This is a genomic window from Oceanicoccus sp., from assembly GCF_029238675.1.
GTDB lineage: Bacteria > Pseudomonadota > Gammaproteobacteria > Pseudomonadales > Dasaniaceae > Oceanicoccus.
This window is the reverse complement of record NZ_JAQWFR010000028.1, coordinates 20,512-40,502: the sequence shown is the minus strand read 5'-3', so window position 1 is coordinate 40,502 and position 19,991 is coordinate 20,512. Positions and strand designations below refer to the sequence as shown.

Here is a 19,991-nt window from a genome sequence, read left to right as displayed (position 1 = left end):
CAATAAAACTTCTTGGCAACGTGGGATACAAAATACGCAGCTAAAACAAATAGTTAGAACTGTAACTTAAGATTAAATCGATGTTCAACAACATAGACTACAGACATATGATGATAAGACACCTGCTGTTATCCCTGGCGGTTTACTGCCTTGGCGCTGCACCCTCCTTTGCCGAGTCCCGGCAGACCATTATTAGCCACGGTGTCGCCATGCATGGGACGGTTAAATACCCCGCTGACTTTAAAGGCTTTGACTATACCTCGGATCAAGCCATCAAGGGCGGCACCCTGCGCAGAGGCTTGCAGGGTACCTTTGACAGCCTTAACCCATTTATCAGCAAAGGTACGCCGGGGGATCAGCTGGGGCTTATTTACGACAGCCTCACCACGCGTTCAGGTGACGAAGCCTTTAGTCAATACGGCTTATTAGCTGAAAAGATAGAAATGCCCGATGACCGTAGCTGGGTCATTTACCATTTGCGCAAAAGCGCCAGCTTCCATGATGGTGAACCGGTTAAAGCCAGTGACGTAGTATTTACCTTTAACCTGCTGGTAGAAAAAGGCACGCCCTTTTATCGCTCCTATTATGCCGATGTCGAAAAAGTAGAAGCACTATCCCAACATAAGGTGAAGTTCACCTTTAAAGAAGGCGTTAACCAGGAACTTGCCTTAATTGTTGGCGAGTTAGCTATTCTCCCTGAACACTACTGGAGCACCCGAGACTTTAGCGCCTCCTCTCTTGAATTCCCCCTGGGTAGCGGCCCCTACAAAATCAAATCCGCCGATGCCGGAAGAACCCTTGTTTTTGAACGAGTGAAAGATTATTGGGCTAAGGACCTGCCAGTAAATCGAGGCATCAATAATTTTGACAACATTCAATTAGATTATTACAAAGATGGCGTGGTGATACTGGAAGCCTTAAAAGCCAACCGCTATGACTTTCGCTGGGAAAATATCTCCAAGCAATGGGCAACTGGCTATGACAGCCCCGCCGTTTCCCAGGGCCTGCTGAAAAAAGAAATGATCAAGCATAACAATCCTACCGGTATGCAGTGCTATCTGATTAACCAAAGGCTCAGCAAGTTTCAAGACCCAAGAGTTCGGCAGGCACTTAACTATGCCTTCGACTTTGAATGGTCAAACAAGAACCTGTTTTATAGTCTATACGAGCGTAACAACAGCTTCTTTGCCAACTCTGAGTTAGCCTCCTCAGGCCTGCCTGAAGGTAGAGAACTGGAATTACTGGAGCCTCTACGGGGTAAAATTCCTGATGCGGTTTTTACTACTCCATACACCAATCCCACCAGCGATGGCAGCGGCAATAATCGCAATAACCTGCGTAAAGCAGCCAGGCTATTAAAACAAGCTGGCTGGGTGGTAAAAAACAATCAGCTGGTTAATCCCAAAAGTGGCGAAGTGTTTACTATAGAAATGATTATCTACTCCCCAGCCTCTGAGCGTATCGTAAACCCTTATGCCAAAGCACTGAAGCGCTTAGGGATCACCATGACCGTTAAGACGGTAGAAATATCCCAGTACATCAACCGTATGCGTAGCTTTGACTATGAAATGGTGACCGGTGGCTTTGGGCAATCCCTGTCACCGGGCAATGAACAAATGGAATATTGGCATTCAAACTCAGCAGACCGCGAAGGTAGCCGTAATTATTTAGGCCTTAAAGATGAGGCCATCGACAGTCTGGTTAAATCAATTATTGCAGCACCGGACCGCGAAGAGCTTATCCTTAGAACTCGCGCCTTAGATAGAGTGTTATTACATAATTATATTGTGGTGCCGCAATTTCACAGCGATGCACACCGTATTGCCTACTGGGATAAATTCGGCAAACCCGAGCTTGCTCCCAAATATGACCCTAATTATGAACTGGGCTTGATGACCTGGTGGGTTGATCCCGTCAAAGAACAAGCATTGAATAAAAATAATAGCAGCAACTAACTCCCTTTATGGCCAACTATATACTGCGAAGATTATTGCTAATTCTGCCAACACTGTTTGGCATTATGGTGATTAACTTCCTGATTGTTCAATCCGCCCCCGGTGGTCCGGTTGAACAAATGATTGCCCAGATTCAAGGGCACGACATGAGTGCTACCTCACGTATCAGTGGCTCCTCCTCCGGCGACAGCGGCCAAACTTCTTCAGGCAGGGAGCAACAACAGGGCCTTGACCCTGAAGTGGTTGCCGCTATAGAAAAAATGTACGGCTTTGATAAACCCATGTCAGAGCGCTTTTGGGAAATGGTAGTTAACTATAGCCAATTAGACTTTGGTGACAGTTTTTTCCGCAACACCTCTGTCATTGATCTAATGATTGAAAAACTGCCCGTCTCTATCTCGCTGGGACTATGGAGCACCCTGCTGGTTTACTTGATCTCGATTCCACTGGGCATTCATAAAGCCATCCATCATGGCAACCGCTTTGATGTATGGAGCAGCACCCTTATTACCGTTAGCTATGCCATTCCCGGCTTTTTATTTGCCATTATGTTAATTGTTATTTTTGCTGGCGGCAGTTATCTGGACTGGTTTCCGCTGCGAGGTTTAAGCTCCGATAACTTTGACGAACTCAGCACCTTTGGCAAAATCAAAGATTACTTTTGGCATTTGGCATTGCCATTAACCGCCTACACCATTGGCGGCTTTGCCACTTTAACCATGCTGACTAAAAACTCCTTTCTCGATGAAATCAATAAACAGTATGTTATCACCGCCAGAGCCAAAGGCCTGGAAGAAAACAAAGTGCTGTACCACCATGTATTTAGAAACGGCATGCTAATTATTATTGCTGGCTTTCCCGCCGCCTTTCTTACTATGTTCTTTACCGGCTCGATGTTAATAGAAGTGATTTTTTCCTTAGATGGCTTAGGCCTACTGGGTTATGAGTCCGTTATCAATCGCGATTATCCGGTGATATTTGGCACCTTATTTATTTTCACCCTGATGGGCTTACTACTAAAACTGATCAGCGATCTAACTTATGTGTGGATCGACCCCCGTATTGATTTTGAATCGAGGGGCGGTTAGCAATGTTATTTAATAGCGACAACTTCAGTGCCATCAACCAGCGCCGCTGGCTCACCTTTAAATCTAATAAAAGGGGCTACTATAGTACCTGGCTATTTTTACTGTTATTTGTGCTGAGTCTATTTTCTGAATTTATAGCCAATGACAAACCGATACTGGTGAGCTACGAAGGCAGTTATTATTCGCCCACCTTTTTCTCCTACCCGGAAACCACTTTTGGCGGTGATTTTGAAACAGAAGCGGAATACTCTGACCCTTTTGTGGTGGACTTAATTAATGAAAAAGGCTGGCTACTCTGGCCGGTTGTTCCTTATAGCTACGACACTCATATTGCCGACCTGCCCTCACCCGCACCTTCACCACCCAGCCGGCAAAACTGGCTGGGCACCGATGACCAGGCCCGGGATGTTTTTGCCCGGGTGATTTATGGCTTTAGAGTTTCAGTGCTGTTTGCCCTGGCATTAACGTTGGGCAGCTCGGTAATCGGCGTAGCGGCAGGCGCTATTCAAGGTTACTACGGCGGCACTATTGACCTACTCGGCCAACGCTTTATAGAAATCTGGAGCGGACTACCCGTACTATTTTTACTGATTATTCTCTCCAGCATTATTACACCGAGCATCTGGTGGCTACTGGCAATTATGCTGGTATTTAGCTGGACTCAATTAGTTGACGTAGTGAGGGCAGAATTTCTGCGGGGTCGCAATCTAGAATATGTTAAAGCAGCCAGAGCCATGGGTGTTAGCAACAGCGTTATTATGTTTCGGCATATTTTGCCCAACGCTATTGTGGCCACCCTGACCTATATGCCGTTTATTTTAACCGGCGCCATAACCACACTGACATCGTTAGATTTTCTGGGTTTTGGTTTGCCGCCAGGTTCAGCATCCCTCGGCGAACTGGTGGCACAGGGCAAAGGTAATTTACATGCCGGCTGGCTGGGTATTAGTGCCTTTGCCATTCTCTCAATTATGCTAACGCTATTAGTGTTTGTGGGTGAAGCCGTACGCGACGCGCTTGACCCGAGGCTAGCCCAATGAATAAACAGACTCCGTTATTAGCCGTCAATCGCCTTTCTACCGATTTTATTCAGGGGGCAAGCCGCACTAGGGCCGTTATTGATTTAAGCTTTGAGATTCAGCCAGGTGAGACTCTAGCCATTGTGGGTGAAAGCGGCTCAGGAAAATCAGTAACAGCACACTCAATTTTACGCCTGCTACCCTACCCCGTTGCCCATCACCCCAGTGGCAAGATATTTTTTAAGGGTAAAGAACTGCTGAATATCAACCCCAATAAGTTGCGCAGTATCCGCGGCAATAATATCAGTATGATTTTCCAGGAACCGCTAACCGCCTTAAACCCATTACATAAAGTCGGCGACCAAATTGGCGAAGTCATTAGCCTGCATAAACAGTTACGGGGTGAAGCCTTAAAGCAGCGAATTATCGAACTACTGGATCAGGTGGACATCCCAACTGATAAGGCAAACGCCTACCCCCACGAACTCTCTGGCGGCCAGCGACAGCGTATTATGATTGCGATGGCCATCGCCAATGAACCTGACTTACTGATAGCTGATGAACCTACCACGGCACTGGATGTGACGGTACAGGCACAGATTTTAAAGCTGCTTAAAAACATTCAACAACGTATGGGGATGGCGATACTGTTAATCACCCATGATTTATCCGTGGTTAAAAAAGTGGCTGATCGCGTGCTGGTTATGCAGCATGGTAAACAGGTTGAACAAGCCGATACGCAAACCCTGTTTACACAACCACAGCAAGACTACACCAAGTCATTGCTGGACGCAGAACCCAGTGGCGACCCCGTCCACCTGGATTTGAATAACGGGCAAAAACCTATACTAGCCAGCAAAGGGCTTAGCGTTAACTTTGAAGTTGGTAAACGCTGGTTCTTCCAGAAACTCAGGTTATTTAATGCCGTAAAAAATGCCGATATTAGTATTCTCCCCGGTGAAACACTGGGCGTAGTCGGAGAAAGTGGCTCAGGGAAAAGCACCTTGGCGATGGCCCTATTACGGATGGTCGATTCAGAGGGTGATATTCACTTTCTCGACCAGGCGATTAACCAGTACGACCAAAATACCATGCGGCCACTGCGCAAAGATATTCAGGTGGTTTTTCAAGATCCCTTTGGCAGCTTAAGCCCACGGCTGTGTATTGCCGATATTATTAGCGAAGGTTTAAAAGTCCATCATGACCTTAGCCCGGAACAACGGGAGCAAAAGGTTATCGATATTTTGCAGGAAGTAGATCTTGATCCCGCTATTCGCCACCGCTATCCCCATGAATTTTCCGGCGGGCAACGCCAGCGTATTGCGATTGCCAGAGCCGTTATTCTTGAGCCTAAACTGATTATTCTTGATGAACCCACCTCAGCGCTGGATCGCTCGATTCAGGTACAGGTATTGGAACTGCTTAAAAACCTGCAGCGCAAACACCAGCTAAGCTATATTTTTATCAGCCATGATTTACAGGTGGTGCGCTCTATCAGCCATCACACCATCGTTATGAAAGCTGGAGAAATTATTGAAAGCGGCACTAGTGAAGCAATATTTAATCGACCCCGGCAAAGCTATACCAAAAATTTATTAGCCGCAGCACTGTCCTCCTCCTTATAAACTATTACCCTATAAACCATTACCCTATAAACCATGGACACCACTAACACTCTTCTACAGTCACCCTTTGCAGAGCTAAAGTTACACCGCATACCCAGAGGCCAGGGCAATAACCTTAGAGCCTGGGACGCAGCGGATGAATTAATCCTTCAGCATTTGGCAGAGCAACAGCTTCCCCAAGACGGTAACCGACTGTTGATTATTAACGATAGCTTTGGCGCGCTAAGTTGCAGCCTATCAAACTTCAGCATCACTCACTGGAGCGATTCGCTGATTAGCCAACTTGCCTGCAAGGAAAATATTAAGAGCAACCAATTGACAGCGGATATTAATCTGCTAAAAAGCACCTCAAACCCCAGCGGCATATACGATCTGGTATTGATCAAAGTACCCAAAACTCTGGCCCTACTGGAACATCAACTGATTACCCTCAAAGACCATATCAGCGATAACACGGTGGTTATCGCGGGCGGCATGGTTAAGTATTTACAAAAGTCCTATCAACAGTTATTTGAACAATACCTTGGCACTACCACCACCTCTCTGGCAGTCAAAAAGGCCCGGCTGATTTTTTCAGGCACGGAGAAAAAAGACCAAGCCATGCCATCACCCTACCCATTACAAAATGATTATCAGGAAATTGATTTGCAGATCAGCCAACATGCCAATGTGTTTGCTAAAGACAAGCTGGATATTGGTACTCGCTTTATGCTGCAACAATACGACAAGCTGCCGAAGGCTAATCAACTGGTTGACCTGGGTTGCGGTAATGGCATTCTCGGCATTATGGTCAAGCGGCAGCAACCTGAGTGCCAGGTTTATTTTGTTGACGAATCGTTTATGGCGGTGGACTCCGCCAAAGACAATTACTTTAATCCTGTAAATCTCGATTCACAACAAGAGCAAGATAAAGACAACTTTTTGCCTAGCAACTGCCTACAGCAAACCACCCTTGCTGATATTGACCTTATCCTATGCAACCCACCCTTTCACCAAAGCAATACCGTCGGTGACCAAATTGCCTGGCAAATGTTTAAACAAAGCCATAAAGCTTTAAAACAAGGGGGTAAGCTATGGATTGTTGGCAACCGGCACCTGAGTTACCACGTTAAACTTAAGCGCCTGTTTGGTAACTGCCGAACCATTGCCAGCAATAAGAAGTTTGTCATTCTTGAAGCCATTCATGACTCTTAAGTAAGGCAACGTCATTCCCGCGAAAGACCGTCATTCCCGCGAAGGCGGGAATCCAGTGCTGTAGATTTCCGCTTTAGCGGAAATAACAGCATAAGTATGCAGGCTGGATTCCCGCCTTCGCGGGAATGACGTATAGGGAGATTAGTCTTGGCTAAAATACTGCTTGAGTTCCTGCTCGCGGTTTTTGGCGGTATTAACTAAGCGGTCAATTTTTTGCCGGTAGTAATAGTACCATTCACCCGAACCTCGCACCCTGCTGGCAGTTTCGTATACCATGACCTGATAGGTCTTTAACAACCCAGTGTATTGTTCTTCACTTTCCGTCGACAAGTCATAGATAATTTCAAACTTCTCGTTGACGGTAAATATACTTTTATCATCCATTTTGCTGAGGTATTTGGCGTATTGTTTTTCGGCCTGAGTTTTTACCCCATCAACCTTGCTGCGAAATACCTCGACGCGATTTTCCGGTTTTTCTGCTGTCATATTAATCGTTGTTTTATGGGCATTGGCCAAAAGCACCAAACCCGTGACAAATACTAGTAATAACACGGGAAGAAAGCCTATCCCTATCCAGAGCTGGCCAAAAGATTGCTTGCGTACCCGCTCTATTTTATCTTCGAGAGTGACTTCGCCAGTTACTGTATCGTCAGCCACTATTTTGTACCCTCGGTCAGTTTTTCTAATTTGGTTTTACGCTCAATACTTAAGTCCTTTAAATCATCCAGGGTCTTATTATGAATATCCAGCCACTTTTTAGAGCCTTTATTCATGCCGGCAAGATCGGTGGTGCCGGACTTGATCGTGGTGACCAGTTGTTGGAAATCCTGCTCACGGGTGACTAAAAACTGTTGGTAGGGGGCGGCCTTTTCCACGCTACAGTCGCTGGCTACCTTTTCTAACTGCTTGGTATAGGCGACGACTTTCTTAAGCTCACTTTTACGAAAGTCCGCCAGTAGCATCAGTTGTTGCTCCAGAGCAATAAACTGCTCTTCAAGGGGACCTTCCCTCTCGACCTGAGAGGCTTCCGTCAAAGCGGAAATTCTTAAGAACATCACAGTCATCCCCGTGGCCATCACAGTGATAATAATGCCCGAGATAGCCATAGCAGTGAACATTAAGACTTTATTCGCCACTGCCTGTTTTTCAACCTTTTTTAATAAATCAACCGGGTTAACCTCGGTTTCACCTTCTTCCCTATCGTCATCTAGCATTTCCTGCTCCTTTGCTTTGTTTACTTTATATATAGTAAGCCAAATTTAGTATTTCACCACCCACAAGTTACTCCCTCACTATTCTAGCTCGCACCAATAAGGGTAATGGGTAAAATAAAGCGCGGTCTTTATCAGCGGCTGTTCAGTCGATCCAGGGGGCTGCAGTCGACTAGACAATAATGCTTTATATCTGGCTAGTTGTGATTGATACTCCGCTACTTCTCGGGCAATAAAATCCCTGCGGCTTTCATTGTCCAGGGGTGTAGATGTTTTGTAATCAACAATCCAAAACACCCCAGCCTCATCAACAAAACAGCGGTCAATAAAATGATTGCGTACTATGCCATCGCTATTCGACATTAACGCTAATTCAGCAAATGATTGCTGATGCCGGGGAGAAAACAACCAGCGCCCCTTAGTATCCGCCAAAGTATTGTTAACCGCTTGCGATATTTTTTCTATCGCTTGCGGCCATAGTAATTCAGGCAGCTTGTGGTAATGCAATAAAGCCTGCAACCACTGTTGTTGCTGTTGCTGATTTTTTTGCAACCAACAATCAACCCCCTGCTTGGCCATCACCTCAAAAATCCAATGGGTAACGCTGCCGGCACACTGGGGCACCGGGTCATTGCTGGCAACAGGGATATTAAGCGCGTTAGCATCCTGCGCTTCGGCCTTATTATCCAGATAATAATCTTTCAGTGGGTTGGGAAAGCTCCACTCGGGAGGCTGCCATGCAGCCGATAAGCGCTGTAAAGGGGCAGTGGATGAAGGGTTAAAATCCAAACCAAACTGTTCAGCATTGCTCGCCACCACAACATCAGTCCACTGCACTTGTTGTTCCAATGCGGGCCAGGCACTGCTAATCAAACTGTTTTTTGGCGGTGCTTTGGGTAATTCGGTTTTGGCATCTTTTCCCGTTGTTAACAGGATATGTAATTGCTTAACCGCTCTGGTGGCCGCCACATAGAATAAACGGGTGCACTCTAAATGTGTGCTTTGTTTTTGTTCGAAACGCAGATAGCGATAGATGGAATCTTCTTCATCACCGGTTGCGCCTAAAGGGCTCATAATCAGGCCAGAGCTATGGCCATCGGCAGATAAATATTCTCGCCACATTAATAGTGTTTTATCATCGCTGCGAGGCTGTCTTGCCATGCCCGGTAAAATAACCCGGTCAAACTCCAACCCTTTGGCCTTATGAATGGTCATCACATGCAACTGACTGTCCGTTGCTTGCGGGGCGGCATATAAGCGCTGCACCGCCTGCTCAAATTGTTTAATGGAGGGCAATAGTTCGCCCTGCTGATACCTTTCTAACAGATCAAAATAGTCGTCGATAAAATCAAATTCGTAACGGCTATTGACTGCGGCTGCGCCACCCAGCGCCAACCACACGCCTTCAATCCAGCTGCGGGCTGGTTGCCGGCAGCGCTGTTCAAAGGCGGCGCTCAGTACCTGAATGACTACTGATAAACGTTTGCGGCCATGACTACTTAAACCAGCCAGCGCTGTACTATCTTGGATAACAGACCAGATGGAGTGCTTGTTGGTATTAGCTAATAGACGGTGTAAATCGGCATTATCCAAACCCAGCCAGGGTGTTCTTAATAAAGCAGACCAACTAATTCGATCAGCAGTATTAAACAGAGCCTTGGTCAGACTTAGTAAATCTATAATGGGGCTATAGCTGGCCAGGGGGTCAATATCCATAGCATTCCAGCTTAGCCCTGCCCGGCTTAAGGCCGGAATGATATCCTTTAGGTGGCCGCGGTTACGGACCAGGATAGCGATACTGCCCTGCGGGTTTTCCGCCTGGCTCTGCTGCACAAGCTCAACGGTTCTCTGCGCCTCTTTCAAGCGCGCCTCTTCGCCAACAAAACCTTCTATAGTAACTTCACTGCTGACATCATTGGCATTAAAGGCAGCGGCATGTTCAAACGGTACAGCGCCGCGAGATAAGTTTTCTACCAGGGGGAAAGCCTGGCTAAAAGTGGTATTGACCCAATCAACCACGGCGGGATCAGAGCGGAAGTTAACGGTTAATGGCAAATCCTCCAGCTGTACACCATTAATACCCTGTGCTCTCGCTTCTAAAAATAGCCCTACATTGGCTTCCCTAAAACCATAGATGGACTGCATGCCATCACCGACAATAAATAAAGTGTTAGGCTTTTCCGGGTTGACGCTATTATATTCTGACCAACCTTCAAGCAGGCGATGCAATAAACGAAACTGGGGGCTGGCGGTATCCTGGAATTCATCCACTAGAATATGGCAGAGCTGGTGATCCAGTTTCATCGCCAATTCGGTTGGGCTCAGACCATCGCCCAGGGCATCAATAGCCGCTATGGAAATTGCGCTATAGTCCACTTCCCCCTGCTGTTGAAACACAACAGTCAGCTGCGCTACCAACAGGGGTAATAGACGTGCCAGTGACGCTAATACCTGCCACTGCTGCTGATCAAACTCAGGCTCCGGTAAGTGACGCAATTCTACCAACAGTGCCAGCAAGGCATCATTACCATGAAAGGCCTTGAGTAATTCGACGTAATTAGCTTTTAAGGTTTTTGCTAAAGCCTTGTCACCATCCTGGGTTTCGGTAGGAAAGCCTGCGCGCTTATCCACGGTTTTACGCCAATCACTGAACTGGGTCAGTAACATATCGGCAATGGCGCGCCATGCAGCTAAGGCGGATGGATCGGTTGCCGGTAGCTCAATAATACCTGCCAATTGTGTGATCGGTGAATCGCTTTGCTGCCATTGCATATTGCAACCGGCATAATCGAATAACGGCAATAGCTCCGGTGCCACAGGCAGTAATTCGCTATAGAGCTGCTGTAAAATATCAGCCACTAACAGCTGTAGTGTGTGCTCCAGCTTTTCCCTGGCTGCCTCCGGATCACTGGCACTACCAATATGTAATAACCATTGGTCACGACGCTCCAGCAGGCCAATCAGTAAACGCTCTGCCTTAGCCATATCGTTATCGACATGCGCCATTAATACCATTAGATCTTCGGCAAAATGATTCTCTTGCTCCAATTGCTGCAAAAAGTTATGCACCGCCAATTGATAGAGTTGCTGGGAGCTGTCACTAATCTGCGGCTGGGCGCCGAAGTTAGACAGTATTGGCATCTGCCGAGTTAGACTGGCACAGAGGCTATCTATGGTTTGCACTTTTAAGCGCCCGGTGTTTTTCAACAGTTGCCATTGGTGTTGCTCATCACGGGCTAAAGCGGCTTTGGCTAATTGCCAGGTTAGTTGTTTATGGGCCTGTTCCGGTTCGGGGTTATTGGCGGCAAAACGTAAAGCATCAATAATACGATGATGCATTTCAGCCGCTGCTTTGCGGGTAAAGGTAATGGCAAGAATTTCTTCGGGTTGGTCAGCGGTGGCCAATAGCTTTAGCACCCGCTGGCTGAGCAGTTCGGTTTTACCGGAACCTGCTGGTGCGGTAACACAGACAGACTTCAACGGGTTAAGTGCTGCTAAACGCTGCTCATTATCGACCGGTAAATTCATCAGACTTCTACCTGCTTATGGTTAATACGGCAGGTACTACTTAGGTCACAGTATTGACAGGTTTGCGCAGGTTGCTTGGGATCAACGGCAGCCTTGCCAGCCATAAAATCAACGGCCAGTGCGGTTAAGACTTTTTCCCAGTGCTGTTTAAGTTGTGGCCAATCCATTACACCGGCATCGTTTTTGTATTTGTCTTTCCACTGCAGGCTTTTGTCGGGTATTTGTTCGGCACCTACGCCCTTAAGGGCACAACCATCTGTGCGAACCTGGGCATAGGCAATAGCACCCACCGTATCACCGCCATTTTCAGTGAGCATGCTATATAGCGGTAATTGTGGTTCATCGGGGCGATCACCCCACCAACGGTTAATAGAGGTACTGCCGGTCTTATAATCAACAATTACTATACTGCCATCATCCAGGGTGTCGACGCGATCAATACGGGTTTGCAGGATCAGTTCTTTAACATGAAAAGCTTTTTTGGTTTCGGTACCGGTCACGGTAAAGTTAGCCCGCTGTTTTTCCACTGCCAGCCAGGCCAGTAATAAAGACTGTAGACGTTGCTGTTCCAGCATTTTGTAACGCTCACCCAGGCGCTGCGGCGGGCGCTGGCAAAATTCGTTGATGCTGTGGTAGCTGGTTTCTTCACATAGTTGTTTTAATGGATCCTCTGGCAGAGCCAGCAGTGATTGCTGGTTTTTCAGTTTTTGCCAAATCAATTCCAATGCGCGGTGTAATATGGTGCCCCTATCAGCCGCATTCAAGCCTAACTCTGGCTGGGGCAATGCGCGCAAGCCCAGGCGATGAGTGGCGAAGGCTCTAAAAGGACAGGCTGACTGACTGGCAAACAAGCTGCTACCGCCGCGTATTTTTTCATCCGTCGCCATGCTTGGGGCAAAACCGGCATCAAAGGCTTCAAGAGTTTGCGATTCAAAATGACGGCGACGAATTTCTTTTAAAGGCACCAAAGCATCCAGTGAACGACCCAGCAGTTTATCGAGGGTGGTACGGGGGTAAGCTGCAAATAAACCGCTAACCATCGCCGGGTTATCATCAATAACTGCAGGTGAGCTAACCACTATATGTTCAGCACTGCTAATAAAACGCTGGCTTAGATTGCTGGCATAAAGCAGCTCACGTTCCGCAGTGGCATGGGGCATGCCCTGCTCCCGCTGTAGTGAGAAAGGCAGCAATGGATTTGGGCTGGGAGCCGGTGGCCATGCTTTTTCTGACATGGACTGCAACCACAAATGGGAAAACTGCAACCCCGCCGCTTCCAGGGTGCCTAATATTTGCAGGCTTGAATCTGCACTTTGCGGCTGGAATATATGTCTGGAAAGAATACTGCGCAATGCGGTTAATGCGTCGCTATAGGTCATTGCCCCGGACACAACATTTAACGAGCAAAACTCATTAAGGATTTGTTGCCACTGGCTGACTTGTTGGTATTCGATACTGTCGAGGCGACGTTTGCCGGGCCAATTTATCAGCTCTAAAATTTGTTCAAAGAGCTCACGCCATTGCAGCGCGGAGCGAGTGCCGTCCAACTGGTGGCTGCGGGTAATGTTGCCAATGGCCTGTAGCGTTTGTGCAAAGTGCCATGTTTGCCCGTCAAGGTTAAGCTCCGCGTTTTGGTATTTGTCCGATGCTTTTTCAGCCAGATGCCTGAATCTGGCCGTGGATAATTCGAACAACTTCTCTTTCCTAACAGCCACGATTAGCCGACTGATCAACTCACCATCTTCATCTTGCAGTGCATAAAAAGGCGATTGGCAAATGTTTTCTACTGTATCAACATCAAGGGTTTTAAACGCCAGTGATAAGGCATTAATCGCGGCATTGATAATAGGCGCCTCGATTAAGGGGTAACCGGCGGAAAAGTTAAAGGGTATATTGCGCCGCAGGGCCGTATCACCTTGCTTATCTAACGGCTGGTTATAGTCTGGGGCAAACACCTCTAGTAATAAGCGATGAACACCCTGCCGTTGCTGTGCTAAATCCGGAATGACGATAGCGACACGGGCATCGGGCTGGTTTTTTAAGGTCTGCTTTGCCCAGACTGCTGCAGCCAGTAATTCTTGCTGGCTATTATCACACTCAACGACGTTAACAGAGTCGGTGCAAGCTTCAGGCTGATAGTGTGAATAACCACCGGCGCAGGTTAATAGCTGCTGGTTAAGCGGTGTTATATCTTCAAAGCCAACGGCGAGAATAGTTTGCGGGGGGCTTAGATTACCCTGCTGGAACGCAGTAATCACACGCTCGGTTATTTTGGCCGAGGGTAGCCAGTGATTGTTGTCACAGCACTGCTCAAATTGATCAATCCAGCCCAACAATACCGATGAATCTTCATCAGCCAGAAACTGATCTCTTAATGACTGCTCACTTAAGGATTGGCGCCAATCAATCAATGTACGGTAGGCACTAGCCGCCTGTTGGGCTGTTGCCGAGGGTCGCAATAAGGCAGCGCCAAGGTCTGAGGTAGTCACTACCTGTTCCCATAGTGCCTGTTCCTGGGTTGGACTAAGGGGTTTGACCGCTAGCGCCAAAGGGTCCGCATTGATAAGCAGTTGTTGCCAGCAACGATCCAGCCACTGGCTGATGGAATAAACCTCGGGGGCTTCCACCACCGGCGTATTTATTTCAGCACAGGCGATGGCATAGGCACTGCGTATACGGCTGGCCAGACGCTGGTTCGGGGTCAGGATTAATTGACCTGAGACCAGTGACTGCCATATAGGCTTTACATCAAAAAATGAGAGTGCTTGGGGCATGGTAATTTTTATCGCTTATGTCGCTAAATTGTAACCTCAGCCGGCTTAAATACATAGGTTTTAATATATCGACTCCACATCCGCAGCTGATATCAGCTACAATAAGCGGCTAGCTTGGCCACTAACCAGCAAATAAGCGAAGGCAGTAAAAGAATATCAGGATAAAACACCATGAGCGACAGTACCATCAATACACAAGTAGATAATTTAAATGTGGAATCGCAAGAGATTTTGATTACCCCTGAGCAGTTAAAGCAAGACCTGCCCATGTCTGCCACCGCAGCCAGCAGCATTGCCGATAGCCGGGAAGTGATTCGCAATATTCTCGACGGCAAAGATCACCGCTTATTTGTTGTGGTTGGCCCCTGCTCGATTCACGATGTTGATGCTGCACTGGATTACGCCGCTCGCTTAAAAGAGTTGGCCGCAGAAGTTGAAGATACCCTGTATATTGTTATGCGCGTCTATTTTGAAAAGCCTCGCACCACGGTGGGCTGGAAAGGTTTGATCAACGACCCACACCTCAATGACACTTTTAAAATTCAGCAAGGTCTGCATATTGGCCGCAAGCTATTACTGGATGTGGCTGAAATGGGCCTGCCGACTTCCACTGAAGCGCTGGACCCAATTTCGCCCCAGTATATGCAGGACTGTATTGCCTGGTCAGCGATTGGTGCCCGCACTACGGAATCACAAACTCACCGTGAAATGGCCAGCGGCCTATCTTCAGCGGTAGGTTTTAAGAATGGTACTGATGGTGGTCTATCGGTTGCTATGAATGCGATTCAGTCCGCCAGCAAGCCCCATCGTTTTTTGGGGATTAATGGCGAAGGCCAGGTGGCAATCATTCACACCAAAGGCAACCCTTACGCACATGTGGTTTTGCGAGGCGGTTCTAAAGGCCCTAACTATGACTCGGTACATATTGAGCTGACTGAGCAAGCTTTGGATAAAGCCGGAGTTGCCAAGAATATTATGGTGGATTGTTCCCACGCCAACTCCAGTAAAAAACCGGAGTTACAACCTGCGGTGATGGATGATGTTAGTAATCAGATTATTGGTGGCAATCAATCCATTGTTGGCCTGATGATTGAATCCAATATCAATGAAGGTAACCAGTCTATTCCTGACGATTTATCTCAGTTGCAGTATGGCGTTTCGGTAACGGATGGCTGTATTGACTGGGATACCACGGCCACGGCTATTCGTGGTATGCGAGACAGGATTAAAGCGATATTGCCAGGTAGACGTTAATTCCCCGGTTATTTTGAAAGATAAGACATACCCTCTTCCAAACCTTTAACGGTCAGGGGGTACATATGCCCTTCTACTAACTGGCTGGTTAAATCGATCGAGTGGGTATAATTCCACTGTTGTTCAGGCACTGGATTTATCCATATCACTTTTTCAAAGGTCTCTTTTAAACGGCGCATCCAAACATCACCCGCCTCTTCATTCCAGTGCTCAACACTACCGCCGGACTGAAGAATTTCGTAGGGTGACATGGAGGCATCACCTATAAACACCACCTTGTAGTCACTGGTATATTTGTGCAGGATATCGAGCATATCTAAGCGCTCGGTGTGACGACGAATATTATTATCCCAGACTGACTCATAGATAAAATTATGGAAATAAAAGTATTCCATATGCTTAAATTCGGAGCGTGCTGCCGAGAACATCTCTTCACAGATTTTGACAAAGGGGTCCATGGAACCGCCCACATCAAAAAATAACAACACCTTAACGGCGTTATGGCGCTCGGGAACCATTTTAATATCCAATAGGCCAGCGTTATTCGCCGTAGAGTGAATGGTATCATCCAGATCCAGTTCATCTTCAGCGCCGGTACGAGCAAACTTTCTTAAACGACGCAGAGCCACTTTGATATTTCGGGTGCCTAACTCAACACTGTCATCAAGGTTTTTAAATTCGCGTTTTTCCCAGACTTTGACGGCTTTTTTGTTTTTGCCTTCACCACCTATGCGCATTCCTTCTGGGTTGTAACCTCCATGCCCAAACGGGCTAGTGCCACCCGTTCCGATCCATTTATTACCGCCCTGGTGCTTGCCTTTTTGTTCTTCCAGGCGCTTATTAAACTCTTCGATAAGTTTATCAAGTCCACCCAGAGATTCGATTTTGTCTTTTTCTTCCTGGGTTAGCTGCTTGCTAAACTCCTGGCGTAACCATTCATCGGGTATTAGTGCTTCCAGTATATCTTCAAGACTTTCCATATCGCGGAAATAGGCACTGAAGCAACGGTCATATCGGTCGAAGTATTTTTCGTCTTTAACCAGCAAAGTGCGACCGAGGTAATAGAACTCTTCCACATCGGCAAAGGCAAGATGGTTTTTTAACGCCAGGATAAGGTCCAGTAATTCCTTGATGGAAACAGGAATACCGGCTCTTTTAAGTAGCTGGAAAAAACTAATTAGCATATTAGTGTGCTCTACTAATTATTGGTTACGCTGCTGACGACGATGCATAAAGGCCAAACGTTCCAGCATATGTACATCCTGTTCGTTTTTCAGCAAGGCACCATATAGGGGCGGTATCGCATTGCTATTATCCTGCTCTTTTAGGATTTCAGCAGGAATATCATCAGCCATTAATAATTTAAGCCAATCGATTAATTCGGAGGTTGAAGGCTTTTTCTTTAAGCCGGGGATTGACCGCACTTCAAAGAATAATTCCAGCGCATCGTTAACCAGCTGTTTTTGAATATCAGGATAGTGCACATCGACGATACGACGCATGGTGTCGTGATCGGGGAAGTTAATGAAATGAAAGAAGCAGCGACGCAGGAAAGCATCGGGAAGTTCTTTTTCGTTATTACTGGTAATAATAATAATCGGACGGTGTTTGGCTTTGATAGTTTCGCCAGTTTCGTAAACAAAGAATTCCATTTTATCCAGCTCTACTAACAGGTCGTTAGGGAATTCAATATCTGCCTTATCCACCTCATCGATTAGTAGTACAACTTGCTCATCTGCCGCAAAGGCTTCCCACATTTTGCCCTTTTTGATGTAGTTGGCGATGTCGTGAACTCTGTCATCACCCAGTTGGGAGTCACGCAGACGAGATACGGCATCGTACTCATACAACCCCTGTTGGGCTTTGGTGGTGGATTTGATATGCCACTGAATTAATGGCATACCCAATGAAGCAGCCACTTCTTCAGCCAGGAGTGTTTTACCGGTGCCAGGCTCACCCTTAATTAATAAAGGGCGCTGCAGGGTCACTGCTGCATTAACGGCTAGCTGTAAATCATCTGTTGCTACGTAGGTATCGGTGCCTTGAAACTTCATAATCAAACCATGCGGATCATTAAAAATGGCCGGACAGATTAACGATTTAAAGATTTATTGACAAGGTCATATTATGTCTTTCGGTATTAATAGCGGCAATGATGGCTATTCGCTGGGACGATGGTAGCGTGATTTACTTATCATCTTCGCTACCGGGGTCAATATCAATCGCATCGGCAGGCAGGTCGACATCTACTTCTTTGACATCCTCTTCTTCACCGGGCAATTGGGAATCCAGGTTTTCTTTTTCAGCTTCAACTTCAACCTCAACTTCGGTGTCGTCATCTTCAATTTCAATATCGAAGTTGTCACTTTCTTTCACCCCGGATTCTGACCCAGACTCTGTTGCCACAGTTACCTCAGGCTTAGTATCTTCTTTATCCCCTATCTCTTCGTCCTGATCCACTTCGACATCGTCATCGCCCTCGAGAATCTCGGATTGGGTATTGCTGCCTTTAATCATTTTATAAGCAAAGAAGCCCAGCAGCACAACCAGTAGGTTACCTACAACAATAGCGCCGTATAAGCCCATCTGCGCCCAATCAGTACCCTCTTCTACAGACGCTTCTGGTTCTGGGGTGGGTTCTGGCACAGGCTCTTCAATGGGCTCTGGCTCGGCAACAGGTTCTGGCTTAGATTCTGGCTGTGTCACCGGAGCTATGGTTTGGCCGACTACGGGGTGCTCTATTTGCAGCGTATGGGTTTGAGCAGTAACAGAATCACCATTGCTTAGCTGGCCGCTCACTATAAAATTGACGGCGTAATAACCCGCTGTATTAATCCCTTCAAGATTAAGCTGCCAGCGTCTATCGCCCACGGCAATTGCTTCAATATTCTCCTGGCTGCCGTCGGGCAAGGTGACACTGGCTATGGCCGTGGTGTTATCTCCATCAATATGATGATTGCGGGCAAACAGTGAAACTTTATGACTGGGTGGATTGGATTTTGTACTGCGATAGCGAATATCAAAGGCTTCACGCACTGCCATGGTTTGTTTTTTCTGGCGCTGGAAGGTTTTACCGCTGGCTTGTACTACGACATCATAAATACCGACTTGCTGTAATACTTCCAGACTTGAGCGAAAGGTTCCATCTAGCGGAATAGGATCAAGTTCCGACAGGGAGAATTGCCATTGCTGGCCATCATCCCTGCGGGTAACTGTATAACTCATATCGACCAGGTTAAGGAATTCAGGGCGGTCGATCACTACAGCTTGTTCCGTCAGGGCTGCTGCCATCTCTGCGCTATCACCAACAAAATTGCTTTTTGCCAGCGGGCTAACTTTTAGACTTAAATCACTGACGATAGTAATACGGCTATTAGGCTCAAGCTGTGCCTCGATCGCCCAGTCGCCCGCCCGGGGATTTCTAACCGTGATCAAGTCATAGTTCTGTTGGCGAAACCAGGTGATATCACTGCCGTATTCATCCACGGTATAGCGTTGATTATCGGGCGAGATCAACGTCGCCGCACCAGTCCCCTGCTTGCGAAAAATTAAGGCGGTAAACTCATCAATGCTTGAATCCACGGTAAAGCCGTTATCATCCAGCGGAAGTTGCTCAACCGGAGCGGCAGCATCAAAAGCTTGTACAAAGATATTGGTTAGATCTTCTGCAGTTTCGGCTACTGCAGCCAGGCCGTCAGTTTCTACCGCCAATCTTTGCATTAGCTCCTGGTCAGCATTTTGCGAGAGTGCCACGGTATGGATCGTGACACCGGCATCACGTAGTCTGGGCAGGATTACATCGATAATACGCTGCCTGGCTTGTCTGTTTTCCTCGCTGGATTTGGAGACATCCACCATACCATCGGTTAATAAAATCAGGTGGACCTTGTAGCGCGGGTCCAGCTTATCAATATCGTCCATCGCCTTTTCCAGTGCGGCGGGAATATTGGTACGCAAGGCTACGGAATTGATTTTTGAAGCTTGGGAGAAAGCACCGGTACGCCAGGCATCATCCACATTTTTACTGGGCACCAGATTATTAACCCACTGACCAAAGGTCCAGACACCCGCTTTTGAACCCTCAGGGAAAAGCTGCACCAATAGCTCAAGCGCCGGGCGACGTAAGTTCAGGGGGTCGTTTTTCTTCATACTACCGGAGATATCAATAATCACTCTGACATCAGGGGTTAATTCAGTATCGGTGATAGCGAGATTATTGGTGTCTTGGGCAACAGCAAAGCTGCTACAAAAAAACGTAACAACTAACAGGACAAGGCGCGTGGTGTTCATACAAGTTGAAATTCCAGTATTAACTATATAATTTTCCGTATTAACAATTATTT

General features: G+C 47.0%; 13 protein-coding genes. 6 read left to right on the top strand and 7 right to left on the bottom strand.

What is annotated here, in order from left to right; translation table 11 throughout:
* Nucleotides 1-107: 107 nt before the first annotated feature.
* The 5 genes from P8H32_RS09710 to P8H32_RS09690 are packed head-to-tail and all read left to right on the top strand — an operon-like array spanning nucleotide 108 to nucleotide 6,881.
* Nucleotides 108-1,955: an extracellular solute-binding protein gene (locus tag P8H32_RS09710; RefSeq protein WP_301089287.1), complete on the top strand. Its 1,848-nt coding sequence runs from the start codon at nucleotides 108-110 to the stop codon at nucleotides 1,953-1,955.
* Between the two features lie 8 nt (nucleotides 1,956-1,963).
* On the top strand, nucleotides 1,964-3,043 hold the full coding sequence (locus P8H32_RS09705; RefSeq protein WP_297292880.1) for a microcin C ABC transporter permease YejB: 1,080 nt from the start codon (nucleotides 1,964-1,966) through the stop codon (nucleotides 3,041-3,043).
* Between the two features lie 2 nt (nucleotides 3,044-3,045).
* Nucleotides 3,046-4,083, top strand: a complete 1,038-nt coding sequence (locus tag P8H32_RS09700) for an ABC transporter permease (protein ID WP_297292879.1) — start codon at nucleotides 3,046-3,048, stop codon at nucleotides 4,081-4,083.
* Nucleotides 4,080-5,687, top strand: coding sequence for an ABC transporter ATP-binding protein (locus tag P8H32_RS09695; protein WP_301089286.1), 1,608 nt, complete (start codon nucleotides 4,080-4,082; stop codon nucleotides 5,685-5,687). The genes P8H32_RS09700 and P8H32_RS09695 overlap by 4 nt, the downstream gene beginning before the upstream one ends.
* 33 nt (nucleotides 5,688-5,720) lie before the next feature.
* Nucleotides 5,721-6,881 carry a methyltransferase gene (locus P8H32_RS09690; protein WP_297292877.1) on the top strand — a complete coding sequence of 387 codons (1,161 nt, stop codon included), beginning with the start codon at nucleotides 5,721-5,723 and terminating at the stop codon, nucleotides 6,879-6,881.
* Nucleotides 6,882-7,022: 141 nt separating this feature from the next.
* Here the strand turns inward: P8H32_RS09690 and P8H32_RS09685 are convergent, their stop codons facing one another.
* From P8H32_RS09685 to P8H32_RS09670, 4 genes are all read right to left on the bottom strand, one after another.
* Nucleotides 7,023-7,538 (bottom strand): hypothetical protein, encoded by a 516-nt coding sequence (locus tag P8H32_RS09685; RefSeq protein ID WP_301089285.1) that lies wholly within the window; start codon nucleotides 7,536-7,538, stop codon nucleotides 7,023-7,025.
* Nucleotides 7,538-8,095: a hypothetical protein gene (locus P8H32_RS09680; RefSeq protein ID WP_297292139.1), complete on the bottom strand. Its 558-nt coding sequence runs from the start codon at nucleotides 8,093-8,095 to the stop codon at nucleotides 7,538-7,540. Before P8H32_RS09680 ends, P8H32_RS09685 begins: the two co-directional genes overlap by 1 nt.
* Nucleotides 8,096-8,173: 78 nt before the next feature.
* Entirely contained in the window at nucleotides 8,174-11,620 is a 3,447-nt protein-coding gene (locus tag P8H32_RS09675) for an exodeoxyribonuclease V subunit beta (RefSeq protein WP_301089284.1), read from the bottom strand.
* On the bottom strand, nucleotides 11,620-14,394 hold the full coding sequence (locus P8H32_RS09670) for a PD-(D/E)XK nuclease family protein (RefSeq protein WP_301089283.1): 2,775 nt from the start codon (nucleotides 14,392-14,394) through the stop codon (nucleotides 11,620-11,622). The genes P8H32_RS09675 and P8H32_RS09670 overlap by 1 nt, the downstream gene beginning before the upstream one ends.
* Before the next feature lie 171 nt (nucleotides 14,395-14,565).
* Here P8H32_RS09670 and P8H32_RS09665 point away from each other — a divergent pair, with 171 nt between their 5' ends.
* Entirely contained in the window at nucleotides 14,566-15,648 is a 1,083-nt protein-coding gene (locus tag P8H32_RS09665; RefSeq protein ID WP_297292143.1) for a 3-deoxy-7-phosphoheptulonate synthase, read from the top strand.
* Nucleotides 15,649-15,656: 8 nt separating this feature from the next.
* On the opposite strand, the gene P8H32_RS09660 is transcribed toward P8H32_RS09665, so the two are convergent.
* The 3 genes from P8H32_RS09660 to P8H32_RS09650 all read right to left on the bottom strand — a co-directional run bounded on the left by P8H32_RS09660 (nucleotide 15,657) and on the right by P8H32_RS09650 (nucleotide 19,938).
* Nucleotides 15,657-16,832, bottom strand: a complete 1,176-nt coding sequence (locus tag P8H32_RS09660; protein ID WP_301089282.1) for a VWA domain-containing protein — start codon at nucleotides 16,830-16,832, stop codon at nucleotides 15,657-15,659.
* A gap of 18 nt (nucleotides 16,833-16,850) precedes the next feature.
* Nucleotides 16,851-17,702, bottom strand: coding sequence for a MoxR family ATPase (locus tag P8H32_RS09655; RefSeq protein ID WP_297292145.1), 852 nt, complete (start codon nucleotides 17,700-17,702; stop codon nucleotides 16,851-16,853).
* A gap of 133 nt (nucleotides 17,703-17,835) precedes the next feature.
* Nucleotides 17,836-19,938, bottom strand: a complete 2,103-nt coding sequence (locus P8H32_RS09650) for a vWA domain-containing protein (protein ID WP_301089281.1) — start codon at nucleotides 19,936-19,938, stop codon at nucleotides 17,836-17,838.
* Nucleotides 19,939-19,991 lie beyond the last annotated feature (53 nt).